Below are 19353 nucleotides of genomic sequence, written 5' to 3' on the forward strand. Positions count from 1 at the left end.
ATATATTTCCCCTGAATGAAAAAGGCATGTCTATTTTAGTCTTTTTATTCATACGATTGGACAATGGGAGGTGCTACTATTGGTCATTAAACAAAAGTTCGTATTATTTATCCTCTTGTTTTTAATCTTTACGAGTATGCATATGCAGTTTCCAGTCTTTACTCCACTTGCTGTTTCTCTTGGTGCAGGGAGCTTTTTAATTGGCGTCATGCTTAGTGTTACTTCTTTTGTAAATTTAGGTGGAAACTTAGTTGCTGGAAATTATATTGATAAGTATGGAGCAAAGGTATTTATCACCATTCCATTGTTGCTTATGTCCATTTCATTACTGCTTCACACACTCATCTCAGAATCGACTCATTTGTTTGCATTACGTGTGCTAAATGGACTTATATTAGCCTTTTTAACGCCGGCCTGTATGACGTTGTTGTCTTCGTATGCAAAAACGAATGAAGAGCAGAGTAAAAATATGGCGATGAATACGTTAATGATTACAGCAGCGATGACTACTGCACCTGTCGCAGGGGGAATAATTGGAGAGAGAGCAGGTGCTGACGGTACGTATCTATTTATTTCTGCCGTAACGTTTCTTGCCTTTATGATCGCATATAAGTATTTACATCAGCCTTCATTACCTGTGAAGAAAACGAATGTGACAAATCCTCTTCAAATAATAAAACAACATTCACTTCTTCCAGTGTTTTTAACGGCTTTTGCGGTTATGTTTGCTCAAGGAACATTAATGTACGAGCTACCGTTTCTTTCAGTTGAGGCAGGTCTAACAAAAGGGGAAGTTGGGAAAAATGCAGCATACATGGGAATCGGGACATTTTTCATTCTTTCGTTTGTTTTATTGCATAAGTTAAATACAAGATTTCGCATTTTATTAGGGCTTTTTAGCATGTCCGCCTCATTTATGTGGATGATGTTTACAGCTCCGGTAGTATCGGTAGGAAGTTTAATCTTGTTTGGCATTTCAACAGGGATCTTGTTTCCAGCTATGATGACACTTCTGACAGAAAATGTGATGCCAGAAAGTAGAGGGAAAGCTTTTGCTGTTCTGTCTGCTGTATTTTCAGTTGGAACAATTTCGTCACCTTTTATCGCTGGTGCCGTACGTGATGTTATATCTCCATACTTTATCGCTTGGATCATTGTCATGCTAGCTGTCACATCTATCGGTCTGCTATTTATAGAGAAAGGAAAAAAGCCATATTTCGCTCATTCATAACTTTTCATTGAATATAAGATTCGTTATAGTAAAAGAGTGGAAATATCTTTGATTTAAACAAAGTTAAGATCCGATTATTTTTTAAGATGAATAAAGGAGACGTAACTAATGACAGAGCAATTGTTATCGATAAACAATGTATCAGGTGGGTATCAGCGTAGTAAACCTGTATTACACGATGTTTCATTTTCAGTAAACCGTCACGAAATTGTTGGGTTAATCGGTTTAAATGGTGCTGGTAAAAGTACAACAATTAAGCATATTCTAGGGTTAATGGAACCACATGCCGGTGAAGTAACAATTGAAGGGAAGTCCTTTCGCGAAAATAAAGAAGGGTATCGTCAACAACTTGCATATATTCCTGAGACCCCTCTTCTATATGAGGAGATGACTCTTTGGGAGCATTTAGAATTAACGGCAATGGCTTACGGGCTGGATAAACAAACATTTGAAGAACGGGGCGAAAAGCTGCTCAAAGAATTTCGAATGAAAAAAATGAAGAACTGGTTTCCGAGTCACTTTTCTAAAGGTATGCGACAAAAGGTTATGATTATGTGTGCTTTTCTAATCAGGCCCCCACTGTACATTGCGGACGAGCCATTCGTAGGTCTTGATCCGATCGGAATTAAATCTTTTCTCGACCGAATGGTAGAGATGAAGGAAGAAGGGTGTGGTATTTTAATGTCCACACACATCTTAGCGACAGCCGAAAAGTATTGCGATCGTTTTATCCTTCTTCATCATGGGCGAATCATCTTGCAAGGGACGTTAGCTGAATTACAAAATCAAGCAAAAATGCCTGGCGCGGATTTAGATGACATTTATGTTGAAGTAACGAAGGAAGATGACGATGATTGAAGAAAAAGAGCTTTGGATAAAACGGCGTAGTGATTATTGGACGATGGCAATTAAGTATTTGAGGTTAATCGGCAACAGTGGGTTTCTGTTTACTTTATACTTATTATTTCTCTTCGGAAGCTATTATTATGGTGAGTTTTTAGCGTGGCTTCCTGAAACATTTCCAGCAACTTTATTTTTTACTGCTATGTTCACCTGGATGGTTACGAGGGGGAGAGTACGTACTTTTGCAAAGCAAGGTGATTTGTTTTACCTAATTCCCTTGGAAGGGAGAATGTCTCCTTATTTTCGTTCTTCCATTAAGTACAGTTGGATGATGGAAACATTTTGGCTAGCCCTTGTTTTTTTAATATTAACACCGCTATTTTTTGATCGAATTGCTGACTCTAGTTCGGTTTTGTTCTCAATTCTTATATTACTGAGTGGCTTAAAGCTTTGGAACTTGGCATCAAGCTTTGAAGAGCAGCGTATTCAAGAAACGAATGTGTACTTTTTACATATGGCAATGAGACTTGGTTTAAATGGTGTAGCGGTATTTGCATTGTTTTCTTTACAGTCCGTATGGTTAATCGCTTCACTTGCTTTTAGTTTGCTTCTATTTTATATCGGATATTTTCATAGGCTCTCACGTACACATAGTATTAAATGGGACCGCCTTGTAGATATAGAAAACAAAACAGTGATGACCTTTTACAGAGTTGCAAACTCGTTTACGGACGTACCGGCGTTAAAAACTACGGTAAAATATCGAGGGTGGCTATCATTTTTATTTACCGTTATTAAACATAAAAAAGAACACGTATATCGTTATATGTTTTTAAAAGCTTTTGTTCGTTCAAACGATTACTTTGGCATTTATTTAAGGCTGACATTACTTGGGGTACTATTTTTAAGCATTGTTCAACTCGACTGGGGCAGATGGTTACTAGCGATTATTTTCCCTTACATGACGGCGTTACAGTTAGAGACAGTGAGAAACCATTTTGTGACACATCAAATGATTGAACTATATCCAATACGTGTTGAGTCGAAGTTTTCTAACCATCAATTCCTCATTCAGTTTTTCGGTGTATTACAAGCAGTTATTTTTGGTATAACAGTTTCTATCGCGCACTCTCTACTTGACGGTGGAATTACACTTCTATTCGGAATTGCAGTGTACGCCTTTCATTTAAATGTACGTTTGAAAAAAGTGTACGAAGCTAATTAGGTTGGAATGGAAAAAAGGGGGAAGAACTTTGAGGGAGGAAATGGTTGAACGGGAACTAAAACGGTGGGAACGAAAAACGTTAAAGCCACAGTCAATTACCGGGAAGTTTACTAAAGACATGCAAAATAAAATCAATAGAAAAATTCCTGAAAAAGTTCACCAAACCGTATCAAGCAGTGTAAAACAGATGGTGCGGGCAACTTTAGCTGGCAGTGACTACTTATCAGATCAAAAAATGATTTTAGAACGTACTCTAGATGAACGTGAAGAGATTTTAGATAAAAAGGTTGAAATGTATAAACGTTCAGCGGCAGTTGAAGGAGCAGGTACTGGGGCTGGAGGTATTTTTCTTGGGCTTGCAGACTTTCCGCTTTTATTGAGTATAAAAATGAAATTTCTTTTCGATGCAGCAAAAATATATGGCTTTGATGTGAAAGATTATCGTGAACGATTATTTCTGTTAAATGTCTTTCAGCTAGCTTTTTCAAAAGATGAACAAAAAGCTAAAACGTTCGAGAAAGTGACAAACTGGGATAAAGAAAAGGAAAAACTCCCAGATCGCCTGACTTATATGGAGTCCATCGACTGGAAGTCATTTCAACTTGAATATCGTGACTTTATCGATTTACCGAAAACGTTACAACTCATCCCAGGGTTTGGTGCAATTGTTGGTGCCGTTGCAAACTATCATTATTTAGATGTGTTAGCTTACCATGCGAAAAATAGTTTTCGCCATAGGTTATTAAAACAGTAATGCAGGGATGTCTCAATGGGTGGAAGTGTCCGTTGAGGCATTTTTTTTGCATGAAAACGTAACCGTGGTATTGGTGACGTTGCTCGGGAGAATACGAGTAGGAGGTAATCAATCTCTGTATTGGTGTATTGCATAAATTGTGAAAAAAGGAAGGTAACGATCAATCACACATATGAGCGTAAAAAAGAAAAGATCACCAAGTAAATATTGGTGACCTACATTTGAATCAAATCATTTATTTATATTTTTGAAATGAAGCAAGTGTTAACCTCGCTAACGCCTTCGCTCCGTATAACATTGCTTTTTCATCGATATCAAATTTCGGATGGTGGTGTGGGTACGTAACATCCCAATTAGGGCTTTGTGCGCCAGTAAAGAAAAACGCTCCTTTTACGTGGTGTAAGTAGTAACTAAAGTCTTCTCCACCCATTTGTGGTTTGCTCTCCTCAACTTTGGAGATTTCAGGAATATCCTTTGTGATATCACGTACAAACTGTGATTCTTCACAATGGTTAATTAGTGCAGGATAACCTTTATAATAATGGAAATTCACTTCAGCACCGAAGCTAGCAGCTAATCCATCGATGACACGGTTCATTTCTTCTTGTACTTGCCGTTGTGTCTGTTCATCAAAAGTACGAACAGTTCCGATGAGTTTTGCAGTGTCTGCAATAACATTAAAAGCATTTTTAGCTTCGAAAGATCCGACGCTAATAACAACAGGGTCTAGTGGATCAACTCTACGACTGACGATTTGCTGAAATGATTCGACGAGTTGTGAACCTAGTAAAATTGCATCTTTTGAATTGTGAGGTTGAGCTCCGTGCCCGCCTTTACCTTGAACAAAAATCTCAAACTTATCTGCTGCAGCCATTAAAGCATTTTCGTTATATTGAATTACTCCAGTAGGTTCTGTTGCCCATAAGTGAGTGCCAAAAATGACGTCAACACCTTCAAGGCAGCCATCTGCAATCATTGCAATCGCTCCACCTGGCGCTAGTTCTTCAGCATGTTGGTGTATAAAGACAACGCTTCCTTCCAAAGAATCTTGTTCGCTTTTTAATGCTTTTGCTAGAATTAGTAATAGTGCTGTATGCCCATCATGACCGCATGCATGTGTGACTCCTGGAACCTTCGATTTGTAAGGAACATCCTTTTCATCTTGCATAGGGAGTGCATCGAAATCGGCTCGCAGTGCAACTGTTGGTCCAGGTTTTCCTCCCGTTAATGTGGCGACAACACCTCGTTCGCCGACCTCTTCCTTAACCTCTAAACCTATTTTGCGATGGTAATCAGCAATATATTTTGGTGTTTTTACTTCTTGAAATGAAAGCTCTGGGTGTTGATGTAAATACCTTCTAATCTGTACCATCTCATCATAATAACTGTGTAATTTCTCTTCTATTTTAGATATCATGATTCTCATCTCCTCTCATCTATAACTACGATATTTCTTCTAAAACCTTTCCACAAAAATTAGCCGTTTTCCTCCCTTCGACAGGAAGTTTCAATAATTTTCTTAAAAATCGCTAATTTGAGCCAATTTCATCACTCAAAATAAGATGCGAAACTCCGAATGATGAGCGTGAACTTCACTTCAGACGGACTCCGACCTGCGACGAGTAACCGCAGGAGCATTCTTTACCTGCGACGAGCAAGCATAGCGGCGCAGGAGCACAAAGCAACGGCTTCCTCGACATTACTCCGATCTGCGACGAGTAATCGCAGGAGCACTTATTCTATCGACCATAAATTTATAAATTCTGATAGTACAAATAAAACGTACATTTAATGAAATATTTATAATATCATTCGTTTCATTGCGCAAAAAACGTAATTATGTAATTGATTCATTTGATAAATATCTAATTTGTTTTGTTTGCTATATTTTGCTCGCTTTCATCTTTTAGGTATGAGAACAAAATAAAAAAAGTACAGAAGCTCAAATGAACTTCAGTACTTATTAAAATTGCTCTGTTAAAGTTTAGTGTTGTTAAAGGAATGGTTGCTGATGAAGTTTTAGTGAGTCGAGCGATAGGCGGCGACTCCAGCACAAGCACAAACTTTACGAGTAAGCTACGCGCTACCTCGACGCAGCTACAACGAAGCGAAACTTGTAGAGGAAGAGGTAGGAAGAGCACGAGACGAAAATCACCCAAAACGAACGTGGGGAGTTTTGGGAAGCCCGTGCCGTGCCTGCGGCAAAGAAGACACTAAGAAAGCAAGCGAAGTGAAGCTTGAATAGATGTCGTACTTGTGCCTAGAGGTGAAAGCGTCCGGCGGAAGCGAAGTCACAAAACGAACAGTGACTTTAACAATGCCTTTAAAATATAATCAGTTAAATGTTAAAAGGGATGTATTGGGATAAATAAGCTGCCATTCTAAAGAAAACACCAGTAAACAACATAATTCCTAGAACTACCATAATGGCACCACTAGCTTTTTGAATGATTGGTAAGTAACGGTTTATATTGCGAACTTTATCTAGTGATTTAGCGTAAAGTAAAGATACGAGTAAGAATGGGATTCCGAGCCCTAGTGAATAAACAAGCAATAATAGCATTCCACCAAGCGCATCTGAGCTTTGTGAAGCTAACGCAAGGATTGAGCCGAGAACAAGGCCGATACATGGAGACCAACCTGCAGCGAAGACGAGACCGAATGCGACTGATCTACCAAAACTCGTTGACTTTTTAGGGTTTGAAATTCTTTTCTCATTTAATAAGAAGTTAATGTTAAAAATACCCATTAATTGAAGACCGAAGAGAACAATAACGATTCCACCCAATTTTTCAAGTAATTCACGATTTTGTATAAAAAGACTTCCAATAAACGTTGAAGAAGCACCTAATATTAAAAAGATCGATGTAAAACCAATGATAAAGCCAATACTACGAGTAAAAATTAATTTACGATCGGCCTGAATTTGGTTTTCTGAAATATTACTACCAGTTAATTGGGCGATGTAAGCTGGGACAAGCGGAAAAACGCATGGTGATAAAAACGATACGATACCAGCAAACAAAGCAATAAATAAAGAAAGGAACGTGAATTCATTTATAATAAATACACTTAAAACGGTCATTTATGAAAACCTCCATTAATCACTTTAGGTGGACAATTCTATCTTATTCATGTATATCCATTGCTAGTATATTATAACGTAATAATTTACACAAAGGTGAGGTTTTGTTATACGTCAGATATTTGTCACATCTGGAAATGGTTTGTTCTTTTAATAAGTTTTGCTTCATTTTTGGATTAAAAGCTTTATATCATATATAATATCAAATGTAGTATAGAAAAGGGGTGTTAAACAACTATGCCAAAACAACAAATTGGAGTTGTCGGTGTTGGAGTAATGGGGAAGAGTCTAGCTTTAAATTTTGAAAGTAAAGGCTTTTCTGTTGCGATATATGACCTTTCAAAAGAGACAGTTGATGAGGTTTTACGCACAAACGAAGGTAAAAATTTCGTAGGAACGAATAATGTTGAAGAATTTATTAACTCATTGGAGAAACCTAGAAAAATATTATTAATGGTAAACGCAGGTGAGATCACTGATAAAGCGATTGAATCGTTATTACCTTATTTGGATGAAGGAGACATCTTAATTGATGGCGGGAATACATATTATGAAGATACGATTCGCCGTAATAAGTACTTAGGCACAAAAGGTATTAACTTTATTGGTGCAGGAGTTTCCGGAGGAGAAGAAGGTGCCTTAAAAGGTCCTGCTATTATGCCTGGTGGACAAAAAGATGCCTATGAAAAAGTGCAAGATATGCTTGAAGAAATTTCAGCAAAAGTAAATGATGAACCGTGTTGCCGATACATCGGCCCAGATGGAGCAGGCCATTATGTGAAAATGGTGCATAACGGTATTGAATACGGAGATATGCAATTAATTTGTGAAGCGTATTTCTTGTTGAAGAATATATTAGGTGTTAATGCCGGCGAACTTCATGAAATTTTTGCCGAGTGGAATCAAGGCGAATTAGACAGTTATTTAATTGAGATCACGGCTGATATTTTTACAAAGGTTGATCCAGAAACGAATAAGCCTTTAGTCGATGTTATTTTAGATACTGCCGGACAAAAGGGAACAGGAAAATGGACGAGCGTCAGCGCCCTTGACCTTGGCGTACCACTGCCACTCATTACTGAATCTGTCTTTGCTCGTTTCTTGTCTGCGTTAAAAGAAGAACGAGTGCATGCGAGCTCAATTTTAAAAGGCCCTGAAAGACCAGAGCTTACAGTTGAGAAAAAAGATGTAATCGAAGCAGTTCGAAAGGCGTTATATATGAGTAAAATTTGCTCATATGCTCAAGGCTTGTCTCAATTAAAAGCGGCATCAGATGAGTACGATTGGGACTTGGATGTTGGCGGTATCGCAATGATTTGGAGAGGTGGATGTATCATTCGTGCTGGCTTTTTACAAAACATTAAAGAAGCATATGACAGAGATGAAAATTTACCGAACCTGTTATTAGACCCTTATTTCCAAGAGATTGTTGAATCTTATCAAGGAGCGTTACGTGATGTCATTTCTCTTGCTGCTCAGCACGGTGTACCTGTACCGGCATTTTCAGCAGCACTTTCTTACTATGACAGCTACCGTACAGCAACATTACCAGCGAACCTTCTTCAAGCACAGCGCGACTATTTTGGAGCACATACGTATAAACGAATTGATAAAGAAGGTACGTTCCATACAAACTGGTTAGAAAAGTAAGCGATTATAGTTTTCTAAAAGGCTTCACATAGAGAAATAACTATGACATTGACAAGAAGTACTCCAATTGAAGTACTTGATTGGGCACCATGCTACGGCATTGGTGTCCATTTTTGTACTACCAGAATTTTAAAGTTTGATTATATAACTGCAACTAAGATTTCATTAAATTTTTATAACGACATGACTTCGTATCTTGTCTTTAAAAAAAGGATGACTCGTACGTGATATCACGACGAATCATCCTTCTTTCGTTAACTAAGTTGAATATGCTCAGTTAATGTATAGCTTGCTTTAGCGTTAACCATTCATGCCTTCGAATAAAAGGACACGAGCAGGGGAAGCATCTGTACCAACTAACTTTATTGGTGCTGCAACCATAAAGTAACTACCTTCAGGAACCTCTTTCAGCTCTAACCCTTCGATGACAATGATGTTGCTTCCGAATAAAGTTTTGTGTGTCGGATGACCTTCTTGAGCGCGTTCGACACCAAGAGCATCAATTCCAACCCCACGAATTTCTTTTTCAGCTAAATATTTTGCTCCAGATTCGGCTAAATAAATAAATTCAAAATTAAATTCTTCATCGAAGGAATTTTTCGTCTTGATTAGGATGAAGTCACCTTTTTCAATGTCAAAGCTTTGCAAGTGATCTTTCGTGATCCCACCTTCAACATTTGTTAAATCAATCACTTTACTAGACCCGACTAAGTCATCGATATCTAGCGTTTCAAAGGTTTCTCCATCATTAATCATATGTAGTGGTGCGTCAATATGCGTACCAGTGTGAACATCTAATGAAAGTCTCGACTCAGTAACGTGAGCGTTTGTCGTAGATTCAACTTTTGGCTGTTTCTCTTCCTTATTTTTATAAACAGGCATTCCTTCATAAATTGGTGTTGTAATATCATACATTTTCATCATTGTTTTCCCCTTTCATTTAAACCGTTTAGAATTCAGATCAATTGCTGTAGTGCTTTCTTCATGTAGCTAGTTAAATAGAGTAGGCACTGTCATCAATGACTGGCCACCAATGGAAGCCATCTTCTGCAAGTAACTTGTCCGATACTTTTGGTCCCATAGAGCCAGACTCATAATTAGGAAAATCTCCAGCTGGTGTAGATTCCCATACGTTTGAAATTTTGTCAACAAAGTTCCAAGACAGAGCGACTTCATCCCAGTGTGTAAAGTTTGTGCCATCTCCTATGATACAATCATACAATAGTTTTTCATATGCTTCTGGTGTGTTTATTGAGTCTGGACAATCGCTACAATAATCAAGTTTTACAGGTGTTGTTCCTTCTGAGAGTCCTATTTTTTTACCATTTAATACAATGGAAATCCCTTCGTCAGGCTGTATGTGAATGATTAGCAAGTTAGGGTGTTTTTCATCGTCTGATTTATAATATAAGTTCATCGGTAATTCCTTAAATTGAATCACAATTTTTGTAGACTTTCCAGTCATACGTTTTCCAGTACGAATGTAAAAGGGGACTCCTGCCCAACGGAAATTATCAATTAAAAGTTTACCTGCCACGAATGTTTCAGTTGAAGATTGAGGATCAACATTACTTTCCTGACGATAACCATTTACATTTTCTTCATTAATAATCCCTGGACCATATTGTCCTCTAACAAAATATTTTTCAACATCCGTGCTCTCTAACGGCCGAAGTGCTCGTAAAGCTTTGATTTTTTCACTACGTACTTCGTCTGTTGTTAAGCGGATTGGTGGTTCCATTGCTAGTAAGGCAACCATTTGTAGCATATGGTTTTGTACCATGTCACGTAGGGCACCACTTTGATCGTAATATCCTCCGCGATCTTCTACTCCAAGTAATTCACTAGAAGTAATTTGAACATTAGAGATATAGCGGTTATTCCATAATGGTTCAAACATTGCATTAGCAAAACGAATCACTTCAATATTTTGGACCATTTCTTTACCAAGGTAATGGTCAATACGATAAATAGCACTTTCATCAAATGCTTCACGAAGTTCATCATTTAGTTTTTGGGCAGATTCTAAATTATGTCCAAATGGCTTTTCGATAATAAGGCGATTCCAGCCGCTCGTGTTTGTCACACCTTCTGACTTTAATTGCGACGCAATTGTACCGAAGAATTGAGGAGCCATCGCCATGTAAAAAATGCGATTTCCAGGAATGCTGAATGTCTCCTCTAATTGACTTAATAATTCATTTAGCTCTTGATAAGAGGCAACATTTGTTACATCAAAAGACAAGTAGTGGAAATGGTTAAGAAATTCGTCCAATTCATTGTCGTCAACATTCATATTTGCGTCATGGATTGAATTAGCGACATTCTCTCTGAAAACTTCATTTGTCCATGGACGTCGAGCGGCACCGATGATGGCGAAGTTGTTTGAAAGCTTCCCCTTTTTATATAAGTTATATATTGAAGGGTAGAGCTTTCTCTTCGCTAAGTCTCCGGTTGCACCAAAAATGATAATTGAACACTTTCTATCTTCAGTTGTCAAAATAAACCCTCTTTTCTATAAAACATTTTCTTTTAATTAGACTATCCCAACTTGCGGCGTTGTATTTCTATAATGACATTAAAAGGTTGAAACCCAAGAAAAAGAATAACATAATAGGCGGAAATGCTCTAGTTATAGACATTGTTAGGAAGATTTAATAATTTTAGGCCTGTTAATCTTCATTGTTGATTTTCAAAAATCACGAGACGCCTGCGGGAAAGCAAGAGCTGAAGATCCATCGGGGTGCTTTTTCCCGATTAGCTGAAGCCTTACCCGCGGCAAAGAAGACACCGTGAATGCAAACGAAGTGAAGCATAAGCGGATGTCGAACTTGTGCCTAGAGGTGCAAGCGAGTGTAATTTTGTAAAATCAACACTAGCCTTTAACAAAGCCTAATTTTAAAAACACTTTATTAAAAAGAATTTGTATCGTTGGTTCATATGATCAGTCTGATCGAAGGTGAAACATTTCTCGTGCGTTCTCGTAGATAATAAGATATATGAATGATTATGGTGAAATTTATACATCTTTCTTGCTTTTTGCCGTAAAATAAAGATTTAGGAGGTGACAATATGTCGAAAAAGAGAGTCGTGTTTAGTTTTTTGTTTGTTGTTTCGGTATTTGTCATTGGTTTTACACTATATCTAGGAATTATTCTATTTGGTAATTATGTAATAGACGATAAACAATTAGTTATGAATGCAGCAACAACGATTGAAGATCCGAATGGAGAAGAAATTACGAAATTATTTGTTGAAAACAGGCAAATGGTCTCACTAGAGGAAGTGCCCGAACATGTCCTTCATGCATTTCTTTCTGTAGAAGATCACCGTTTTTATGATCATCAAGGTGTTGATTTCAGAGCGATTGGACGAGCATTATATCGTGATATCATAGCGAGGTCGAAAGTAGAAGGCGGCAGTACAATTACACAACAGCTAGCGAAAAATACGTTTTTATCTCATGAAAAAACGTGGCTGAGGAAAACGAAGGAAGTACTTATTGCCATCAATTTGGAACGTGAATATTCAAAGGATGATATTTTAGAAATGTACTTAAACCGAATTTATTTCGGTCATGGTGCTCACGGAATCCAAGCAGCAAGCCAGTTATATTTTGATAAACATGTAAGTGAGCTAACAATAGACGAAGGTGCACTTCTTGCTGCACTCCCAAAAGGGCCAAATTCTTATTCGCCCATACAACATCCAGAGAGAAGTGAGCAAAGGCGAAACCTTGTATTAAGTTTAATGGAAAGAAGAGGATACTTAACTGCTGATGAAGCTGTTCGTCTTCAAGGCAGAACGGTTCCGTCAGACCCAACGAAAATGACGGAAAACCCTGCTTATTTATCTTACATGGATCTCGTTTTAGACGAAGCTGAAAAGAAATACAACTTATCTAGAGATGAAGTACTTAAAGGTGGCTATCGAATTGTAGTAGAAATGGACTCAAATCTACAGGAGGTTACATTTGCTGAGTTTCAACATGACGCCAATTTCCCTCAATCAACGGGGGAGAATAAAGTAGAAGGGTCGATTGTTTTAATTGATAATGGAACTGGAGGGGTCTTAGCAGCTCAAGGTGGTAGAGAGTATGTTCGACAAGGATTTAATCGTGTTCATGCGAAAAGACAGCCTGGTTCAGCCATTAAACCACAAGCAGTTTACGCTCCTGCATTAGAAACGGGAAGCGTACAACCATACTCTCTTCTTAAAGATGAGCTTATGGACTATGACGGATATTCACCACGAAATTATAACCATCAATATAGTGGTGAAATGACCATGTACGATGCAATAAAACATTCAGCCAATGCTCCTGCAGTATGGCTGTTAAATCAAATTGGCCTCGACCATGCAAAAGAAGCATTATCTTTACAAAGTATCGAAGCAGAAAATGAAGGGCTAGGCCTTGCACTCGGTGGAATGGAGACTGGCGTAACACCCTTGCAACTTGCTTCTTCTTATAGAACATACGCAACTGGTGGACAGTTTAGTGAAGCTTATTTCATTCGAGAAATTTACGATCGTAATGGTAAATTAATTGCTGAACGTGAAGTAGAGGCCAGAGAGGTCATATCTCCACAAACTGCATGGCATATGACGAGAATGCTAGAGGCAGTGGTGAATGGTGGCACCGCTAGACATGGTGAATTTCAAGGTCCACTTGCAGGAAAAACGGGAACTACTTCTCATGAATTTGTTGACGGTGGAGCTAGAGATATATGGTTTGCAGGATTTACACCAGAAATATCAGGTGCGATTTGGATGGGATATGATAGATCTGATGAAAACCATTATCTAACCGAAGGTAGTGCTGTTCCGACTGTATTATTCAAAAATATATTAACAAAAGCGGCACTAGATGATCCACAATCGCTGACAGCATTTGAAAAGCCTGACGGTGTGGAAGACCTTCAAGAACCGATACGTTTTGTTGCAATAAACGATTTATCCGCAAGACTTTCTTTAAGTTGGAGGGGAGGAAATGTTAATTTAACTTGGTCAGGTAGTGACGACCACCGTCTCCACTATCACATTTATGAAAAAGTAGCGAATGACCAGTATGAAAAGGTCGGAGAAGTTGTTGGTAAAAATGAGTATACAGTTCAAGGAGTAAATTTACTTTCAAATAGTGAATATGTCGTTGTACCTTATAACCCTCAAATAAATCGAGAAGGAGAACCATCAAATATAGCAGAAGCAAAGTTTCATCTATTCTCATATGACGACGCTTCGTAAACAATATTGGAGTCCCTATAAAATTACCTTAGGGACTCCGTTGTAAGTACATTTCCAGGTGCTTGGCACCTGGAAAAATATTGGTGATGAATAAAGGTTAATATGTGCAATTTGTTATACGATGTGTGAAGTTTTATCGATTTTATGACAATTTTCTTGGTTTAGTGTACAATCTTGGCTAGCGTTAGTTATAGTTAAAAAGGTTTACATTTTATCTATGAATAAAATACTTTTTTTCCATCTAAAAGAACTTGTATGAATAAAATAAAAAGACAAAATGAGGTGCCTTTATGACACAAGTATTCAATGATCAGTTTTTAAAAGCAGCGAAGAAAGAAAAAATTGACCATGTCCCTGTTTGGTATATGAGACAAGCTGGGCGAAGCCAACCGGAATATCGTGAATTAAAAAAGAAGTATTCCCTTGAAGGTATTACAAAAATGCCAGAAACGTGTGCATGGGTGACGAAGCTTCCGGTTGATCAATATAACAATGATGCAGCTATTCTATACAAAGATATTATGACACCTCTACCTGCGATTGGCGTCGATGTTGAAATTAAATCAGGTATTGGGCCAGTGATCGACAACCCTGTCCGTACTCTGTCAGATATTGAAAAGCTTGGATCGATTGAACCTGAAAAAGACGTTGATTATGTTCTTGAAACGATTAAAATTTTACGAGGGCAACTAACCGTACCTCTTATTAGCTTTAGCGGGGCACCATTTACATTAGCGAGCTATATGATTGAAGGTGGTCCTTCGAAAAATTACAATAAAACAAAAGCATTAATGTATGCAGATGAAAAAGCATGGTTCTTATTAATGGATAAACTCGGTGATATGGTTATTTCTTATGTAAAGGCACAAATTAAAGCTGGTGCACAAGCGATTCAAATCTTTGATTCTTGGGTGGGTGCGTTAAATCAGCAAGACTATGTAAAATATGTGAAACCGGTTATGCACCGAATTTTCACAGAACTTCGTGGAGAAGGCGTTCCGCTAATTACGTTTGGTGTTGGTGCTCGCCACCTAGCAAAAGATTGGCACGACTTACCACTTGATGTAGTTGGCCTAGATTGGCGTTATCCAATTCAAGAAGCAAGGAAAGATGGCATCACAAAGGCGGTACAAGGAAACCTTGATCCATGTGTCTTAATGGCTCCATGGAACGTGATTGAAGAAAAAGCCAAAGCAATTATAGATGAGGGGATTAAGCAGCCAGGCTTTATTTTTAACTTAGGTCACGGTGTTTTCCCAGAAATTAGCCCAGATACATTAAAGAAATTAACGAGTTTTGTTCATGAATACTCACACGAACAGTTAACGAAGTTGAATAAATAAAAAGGGTGAACAAGATGAAAAAGAATGTTGGCTTATTAGTAATGGCATATGGTACGCCAAGGAGTTTGGACGAAGTTGAACCTTATTACACACATATAAGACGTGGGAGAAAACCATCACAAGAACAATTAGAGGATTTAACTTCTCGCTATGAAGCTATAGGTGGGATCTCACCTCTTGCAAAAATTACAGAGGAACAAACGAAAAAATTAGAAGAAGAGCTTAATCGTCGTTTTGATGACCGTGAATTTAAATCTTACCAAGGTCTTAAGCATATTGATCCGTTCATTGAAGACGCTGTCCACCAAATGAAAGAAGATGGCATTAAAGAGGCAGTAAGTATCGTACTTGCTCCTCACTATTCTACGTTTAGTGTGAAATCTTATAATGGTCGTGCGAAGGAAGAGGCAGCAGCGATTGATGGCCCTGAAATTACAAGTGTTGAAAGTTGGTATGATGAGCCGAAGTTTATTGACTATTGGGCAGAAGAAATTCGTAAAACACGTGAAAGCATGACTGCAAGCGAACGAGAAAACCATGTTGTCATCTTCTCAGCTCATAGTCTTCCTGAACGTATTTTACAAAACGGTGATCCATATCCAAAGCAGCTTGAAGAAACAGCGAAATTAATTGCAGATAAAGCTGAAGTTCAAAATTATGAAATTGGCTGGCAAAGTGAAGGAAATACACCGGACCCTTGGATTGGTCCAGATGTGCAAGACTTAACACGGGATCTTCATGAAAAGCATGGTTATGAAGCGTTTGTTTACTGCCCTGTTGGTTTTGTAGCAGATCACTTAGAAGTTCTTTACGATAACGATTATGAGTGTAAAGTAGTAACAGATGACCTCGGTGTTACATATTATCGTCCTGAAATGCCAAATACGAAAGAAGCGTTCATTAATGCCCTAGCAACCGTCATTGAAAGAACGCTTGAGGAAGCGGGTCAGAATGAGTAATAAACGAATTGCTATCATCGGTGGTGGGATCACAGGGTTAAGTGCAGCTTACTACTTGCAAAAAGAAATTGAAGAAAAAGGTCTTCAAGCAGATTTTACCCTTTACGAAGCAAATGAAAAGCTTGGAGGGAAAATTGACACAGATTATACGGATGGATTCGTCATTGAACAAGGGCCTGACTCTGTTTTAGCAAGAAAAACAAGTGTCATGGAACTTGCGAAAGAAGTCGGGATGACAGATGAAGACGTTGTATATAGTAAAACAGGCTCTTATATCCTTCATGAAGGAAAGCTGTATCCGATGCCAGGCGGAGCGATTTTTGGTATTCCTACGCAGTGGGGACCGTTTTTAAAAACACAATTACTTTCACCTGTTGGAAAAGCAAGAGCAGGGTTTGATTTAGTTTTACCTAGAACATCAAATGGTGACGAAGACCAGTCATTAGGAAACTTCTTTAGAAAGCGATTAGGAAATGAAGTCGTTGAGCGCCTTATTGAGCCATTATTGTCTGGGGTTTATGCAGGAAATATTGATCAGTTAAGCTTAAAAGCAACATTTCCTCAATTTCAGCAAATCGAGAAAAAATATCGTAGCTTAATCGTTGGTATGAAAACATCGATGGCAAAGGGGCCAACTCAAGCGAAAAAAGCACCATCTTCTGAAAAGAAATCGGCAAAACCTAGAGGCATGTTTTTAAACTTCCGTAATGGGTTACAGTCTCTTGTTGATCAAGTTGAGCGTCAACTAGATCCAATGACGGTAAAAAAGGGAACAGCTCTCAAATCACTTGAGAAGTTAGACAGTCAATACCGTCTTACATTTGCAGATGGTTCAGAAGATATTGTTGACCATGTAGTCATTACAACACCTCACCATATCACATATAAGTTCTTAAAAGGTTATGATTTTGCTCAATGGTTGAATGAAATTCCGTCTACTTCTGTAGCAACTGTTGCAATGGCATTTCCAAAAGAAGCAGTAAAACAAGACATGGACGGTTCTGGTTTTGTCGTATCTAAGAAGACAAACTACTCCATTACAGCTTGTACGTGGACACATAAAAAATGGGAGCATTCAACCCCAGAAGGGAAAGTTCTTTTAAGAGGATACGTTGGACGAGCAGGTGATGATGACATTGTCTTTAAATCTGATGAAGAGATTCTTTCTGCTGTTATGAAAGATTTAAGTCATATTATGGAGCTTGAAGGAGATCCGGACTTTTATCGTATTCGTCGCTGGAAACATTCTATGCCTCAATATATCGTTGGGCATAAAGAAAGACTACAACAGTTCAAGTCAGGTTTAGAAAAGAACTTACCAAAAGTACATGTGACAGGATCTTCTTTTGAAGGAATTGGAGTTCCAGATTGTATTGATCAAGGAAAAAAAGTTGTAGAAACGTTGTCTCAAAAGTTATAATGTTCAGCAGGAAAGCGCGTGGCATATTTTGTCATGTGCTTTTTTTATAGCGGATATAACCATTTTTATAAAACGAAGCGAAGCATTGAAGGGTGATTGCACTTGTACCTAAAGGTGAAAGCGAGTTGACGAAAGCGAATGGTACATTATTAAACTTATTTTCAGGGTATCCAAATCAATTTCATAATTACGTTTTTTGCGCAATGAAACGAATGATATTATAAATATTTCATTACATATACGTTTTATTTCGAAGTGAAGTTCACACTCATCATTCGGAATTTCGCATCATATTTTGAGTTATGAAATTGATTCAACCAATAAATAAAAAAAATACCGCACGATAAATTCGTGCGGCTTTCCACAGGGAGAGGAAAATATGAGAAAGTGGGGGGAGTTATAGTATATATATACCTAGTTGTCCTATTTTCTAAACTCATTTTTTTCAACCAATGAAAATTTTTTACCCTTTCTGGCTGTTCCTTCGTTCAATCTCACCAGCTAAGGCATATAAAATAATAAATGATGCGAAGTGAGAGCTAAAGTCATTCGTATCTTGTTGAGGGTAAACCTCGACAAAGTCCATTCCAGCGACACCGTTTCGGCAAACTTCATGGACAATTGTAAGTAGTTCATGGGATGTGAGGCCATTTCCATAAACAGGACCACCCGGATTAAACGCGTGGTCGAGTACATCACTACAAATACTTAAGTAAACAACATCTGTTTCTTTTGACGCTATTTGATACGCTTTTTTCGTTAGTTCTCTTAAGTCGTTTGTTTGACGAATATCTTCAATCGTTAATGTTGTAGCTCCGACTTCTTTTGCAAGTCTGCCGTTTTCTGGCTTATTACGAGGGCCGTGGATGCCCATGTGTACTAAGCTTTCGTTTCGAACTCCTTTCGTTTCGTAAAGCCTAGCGAATGGTGACCCGCGCCCATATGGATCATTAACAGAAGTTAAATTATTATCATAATGAGCATCAAGGTGAATAATCCCAACTTTCTTTTCGCCATGATCAATTAGCCCTTCAATAATTGGATAAGTTATCCCGTGGTCACCACCTAGTGCAATCGAAAACTTGCCTGACTCCCAAATATTTTTAGCAAAAGAACGAACTCTTTCTTTTGTCGCTTCGGGGTCATGTGGAATAACATCAACATCGCCTTTATCACCAAGGGTCAAATGTTCAAAAACATCTAGGTGGTTCAGCTCCGGCAAATAACCACTATATCTAGCAGAGTTAAGCCGCATGACTTTAGGACCGAGTTCACAGCCTGTATAGTCACCCCAAGTTACGGCACCTTCCCAAGGGACTCCATATAATATGACATCACACTGTTTTGATTGTTCTTGATTTTTCACTAAATTTTTTGCTCCTAAAAAGCACGGAGTATTTCCATAGATCATTGAATCAGTCACAATTTTTCCTCCTTTTAAAGAATGAAACTTAGGACATTAAATCCTTTTACCCAAAGATGAGCATATGTAAACAGACAAGAGAAATTTTTTCAAAAAAGAAAATGTCGGATATTTCAAACTTCTACAAAAGTATTTGTCGAACAGTGTGAAAACATGGTGGATTATCGTTGTTTTTA

Annotated in this window: 14 protein-coding genes; 9 read left to right on the forward strand and 5 right to left on the reverse strand. The window is 38.0% G+C overall.

The features are described 5' to 3' along the window. Positions 1-79 precede the first annotated feature (79 nt). The 4 genes from LGQ02_RS06065 to LGQ02_RS06080 all read left to right on the forward strand — a co-directional run bounded on the left by LGQ02_RS06065 (position 80) and on the right by LGQ02_RS06080 (position 4053). The gene (locus LGQ02_RS06065) at positions 80-1231 is read left to right on the forward strand and encodes an MFS transporter (protein ID WP_226517311.1); all 1152 of its coding nucleotides are present in this window, start codon (positions 80-82) and stop codon (positions 1229-1231) included. A 108-nt stretch (positions 1232-1339) separates the two neighbouring features. Beyond that, complete coding sequence (locus LGQ02_RS06070) at positions 1340-2089, forward strand: ABC transporter ATP-binding protein (protein ID WP_226517312.1); 750 nt, start codon at positions 1340-1342, stop codon at positions 2087-2089. Continuing rightward, a complete protein-coding gene (locus tag LGQ02_RS06075; RefSeq protein WP_226517313.1) occupies positions 2082-3299 on the forward strand; it encodes an ABC transporter permease in 1218 nt (405 codons plus the stop codon). Before LGQ02_RS06070 ends, LGQ02_RS06075 begins: the two co-directional genes overlap by 8 nt. A gap of 40 nt (positions 3300-3339) precedes the next feature. Next, positions 3340-4053, forward strand: a complete 714-nt coding sequence (locus LGQ02_RS06080) for an EcsC family protein (protein WP_404802405.1) — start codon at positions 3340-3342, stop codon at positions 4051-4053. 235 nt (positions 4054-4288) lie between these two features. Here the strand turns inward: LGQ02_RS06080 and LGQ02_RS06085 are convergent, their stop codons facing one another. Further along, positions 4289-5470 carry an amidohydrolase gene (locus LGQ02_RS06085; RefSeq protein ID WP_226517315.1) on the reverse strand — a complete coding sequence of 394 codons (1182 nt, stop codon included), beginning with the start codon at positions 5468-5470 and terminating at the stop codon, positions 4289-4291. A 921-nt stretch (positions 5471-6391) separates the two neighbouring features. Then, positions 6392-7138: a cytochrome c biogenesis CcdA family protein gene (locus LGQ02_RS06090; protein WP_226517316.1), complete on the reverse strand. Its 747-nt coding sequence runs from the start codon at positions 7136-7138 to the stop codon at positions 6392-6394. A 237-nt stretch (positions 7139-7375) separates the two neighbouring features. Between LGQ02_RS06090 and gndA the strand changes: the two genes are divergently transcribed. Then, positions 7376-8788 carry an NADP-dependent phosphogluconate dehydrogenase gene (gene gndA / locus LGQ02_RS06095; RefSeq protein WP_226517317.1) on the forward strand — a complete coding sequence of 471 codons (1413 nt, stop codon included), beginning with the start codon at positions 7376-7378 and terminating at the stop codon, positions 8786-8788. 300 nt (positions 8789-9088) lie between these two features. Here the strand turns inward: gndA and LGQ02_RS06100 are convergent, their stop codons facing one another. Together LGQ02_RS06100 and zwf are read right to left on the reverse strand one after the other, a co-directional pair. After that, complete coding sequence (locus LGQ02_RS06100; RefSeq protein ID WP_226518236.1) at positions 9089-9709, reverse strand: cyclase family protein; 621 nt, start codon at positions 9707-9709, stop codon at positions 9089-9091. A 73-nt stretch (positions 9710-9782) separates the two neighbouring features. Then, a complete protein-coding gene (gene zwf / locus LGQ02_RS06105) occupies positions 9783-11291 on the reverse strand; it encodes a glucose-6-phosphate dehydrogenase (protein ID WP_404802406.1) in 1509 nt (502 codons plus the stop codon). 569 nt (positions 11292-11860) lie between these two features. Between zwf and LGQ02_RS06110 the strand changes: the two genes are divergently transcribed. The 4 genes from LGQ02_RS06110 (at position 11861) to hemY (ending at position 17754) form a co-directional block, all read left to right on the forward strand. Beyond that, positions 11861-14032 carry a transglycosylase domain-containing protein gene (locus LGQ02_RS06110; protein WP_226517319.1) on the forward strand — a complete coding sequence of 724 codons (2172 nt, stop codon included), beginning with the start codon at positions 11861-11863 and terminating at the stop codon, positions 14030-14032. 290 nt (positions 14033-14322) lie between these two features. After that, complete coding sequence (gene hemE / locus LGQ02_RS06115; protein WP_226517320.1) at positions 14323-15375, forward strand: uroporphyrinogen decarboxylase; 1053 nt, start codon at positions 14323-14325, stop codon at positions 15373-15375. Between the two features lie 14 nt (positions 15376-15389). Next, a complete protein-coding gene (gene hemH, locus LGQ02_RS06120; protein WP_226517321.1) occupies positions 15390-16334 on the forward strand; it encodes a ferrochelatase in 945 nt (314 codons plus the stop codon). After that, positions 16327-17754, forward strand: coding sequence for a protoporphyrinogen oxidase (gene hemY / locus LGQ02_RS06125; RefSeq protein ID WP_226517322.1), 1428 nt, complete (start codon positions 16327-16329; stop codon positions 17752-17754). Before hemH ends, hemY begins: the two co-directional genes overlap by 8 nt. Before the next feature lie 463 nt (positions 17755-18217). Here hemY and LGQ02_RS06130 read toward each other — a convergent pair whose 3' ends face one another. Beyond that, positions 18218-19165, reverse strand: a complete 948-nt coding sequence (locus LGQ02_RS06130) for an agmatinase family protein (protein WP_404802407.1) — start codon at positions 19163-19165, stop codon at positions 18218-18220. Positions 19166-19353: the final 188 nt, after the last annotated feature.

This window comes from Bacillus shivajii, from assembly GCF_020519665.1.
GTDB classification, from domain to species: domain Bacteria; phylum Bacillota; class Bacilli; order Bacillales; family Salisediminibacteriaceae; genus Bacillus_CA; species Bacillus_CA shivajii.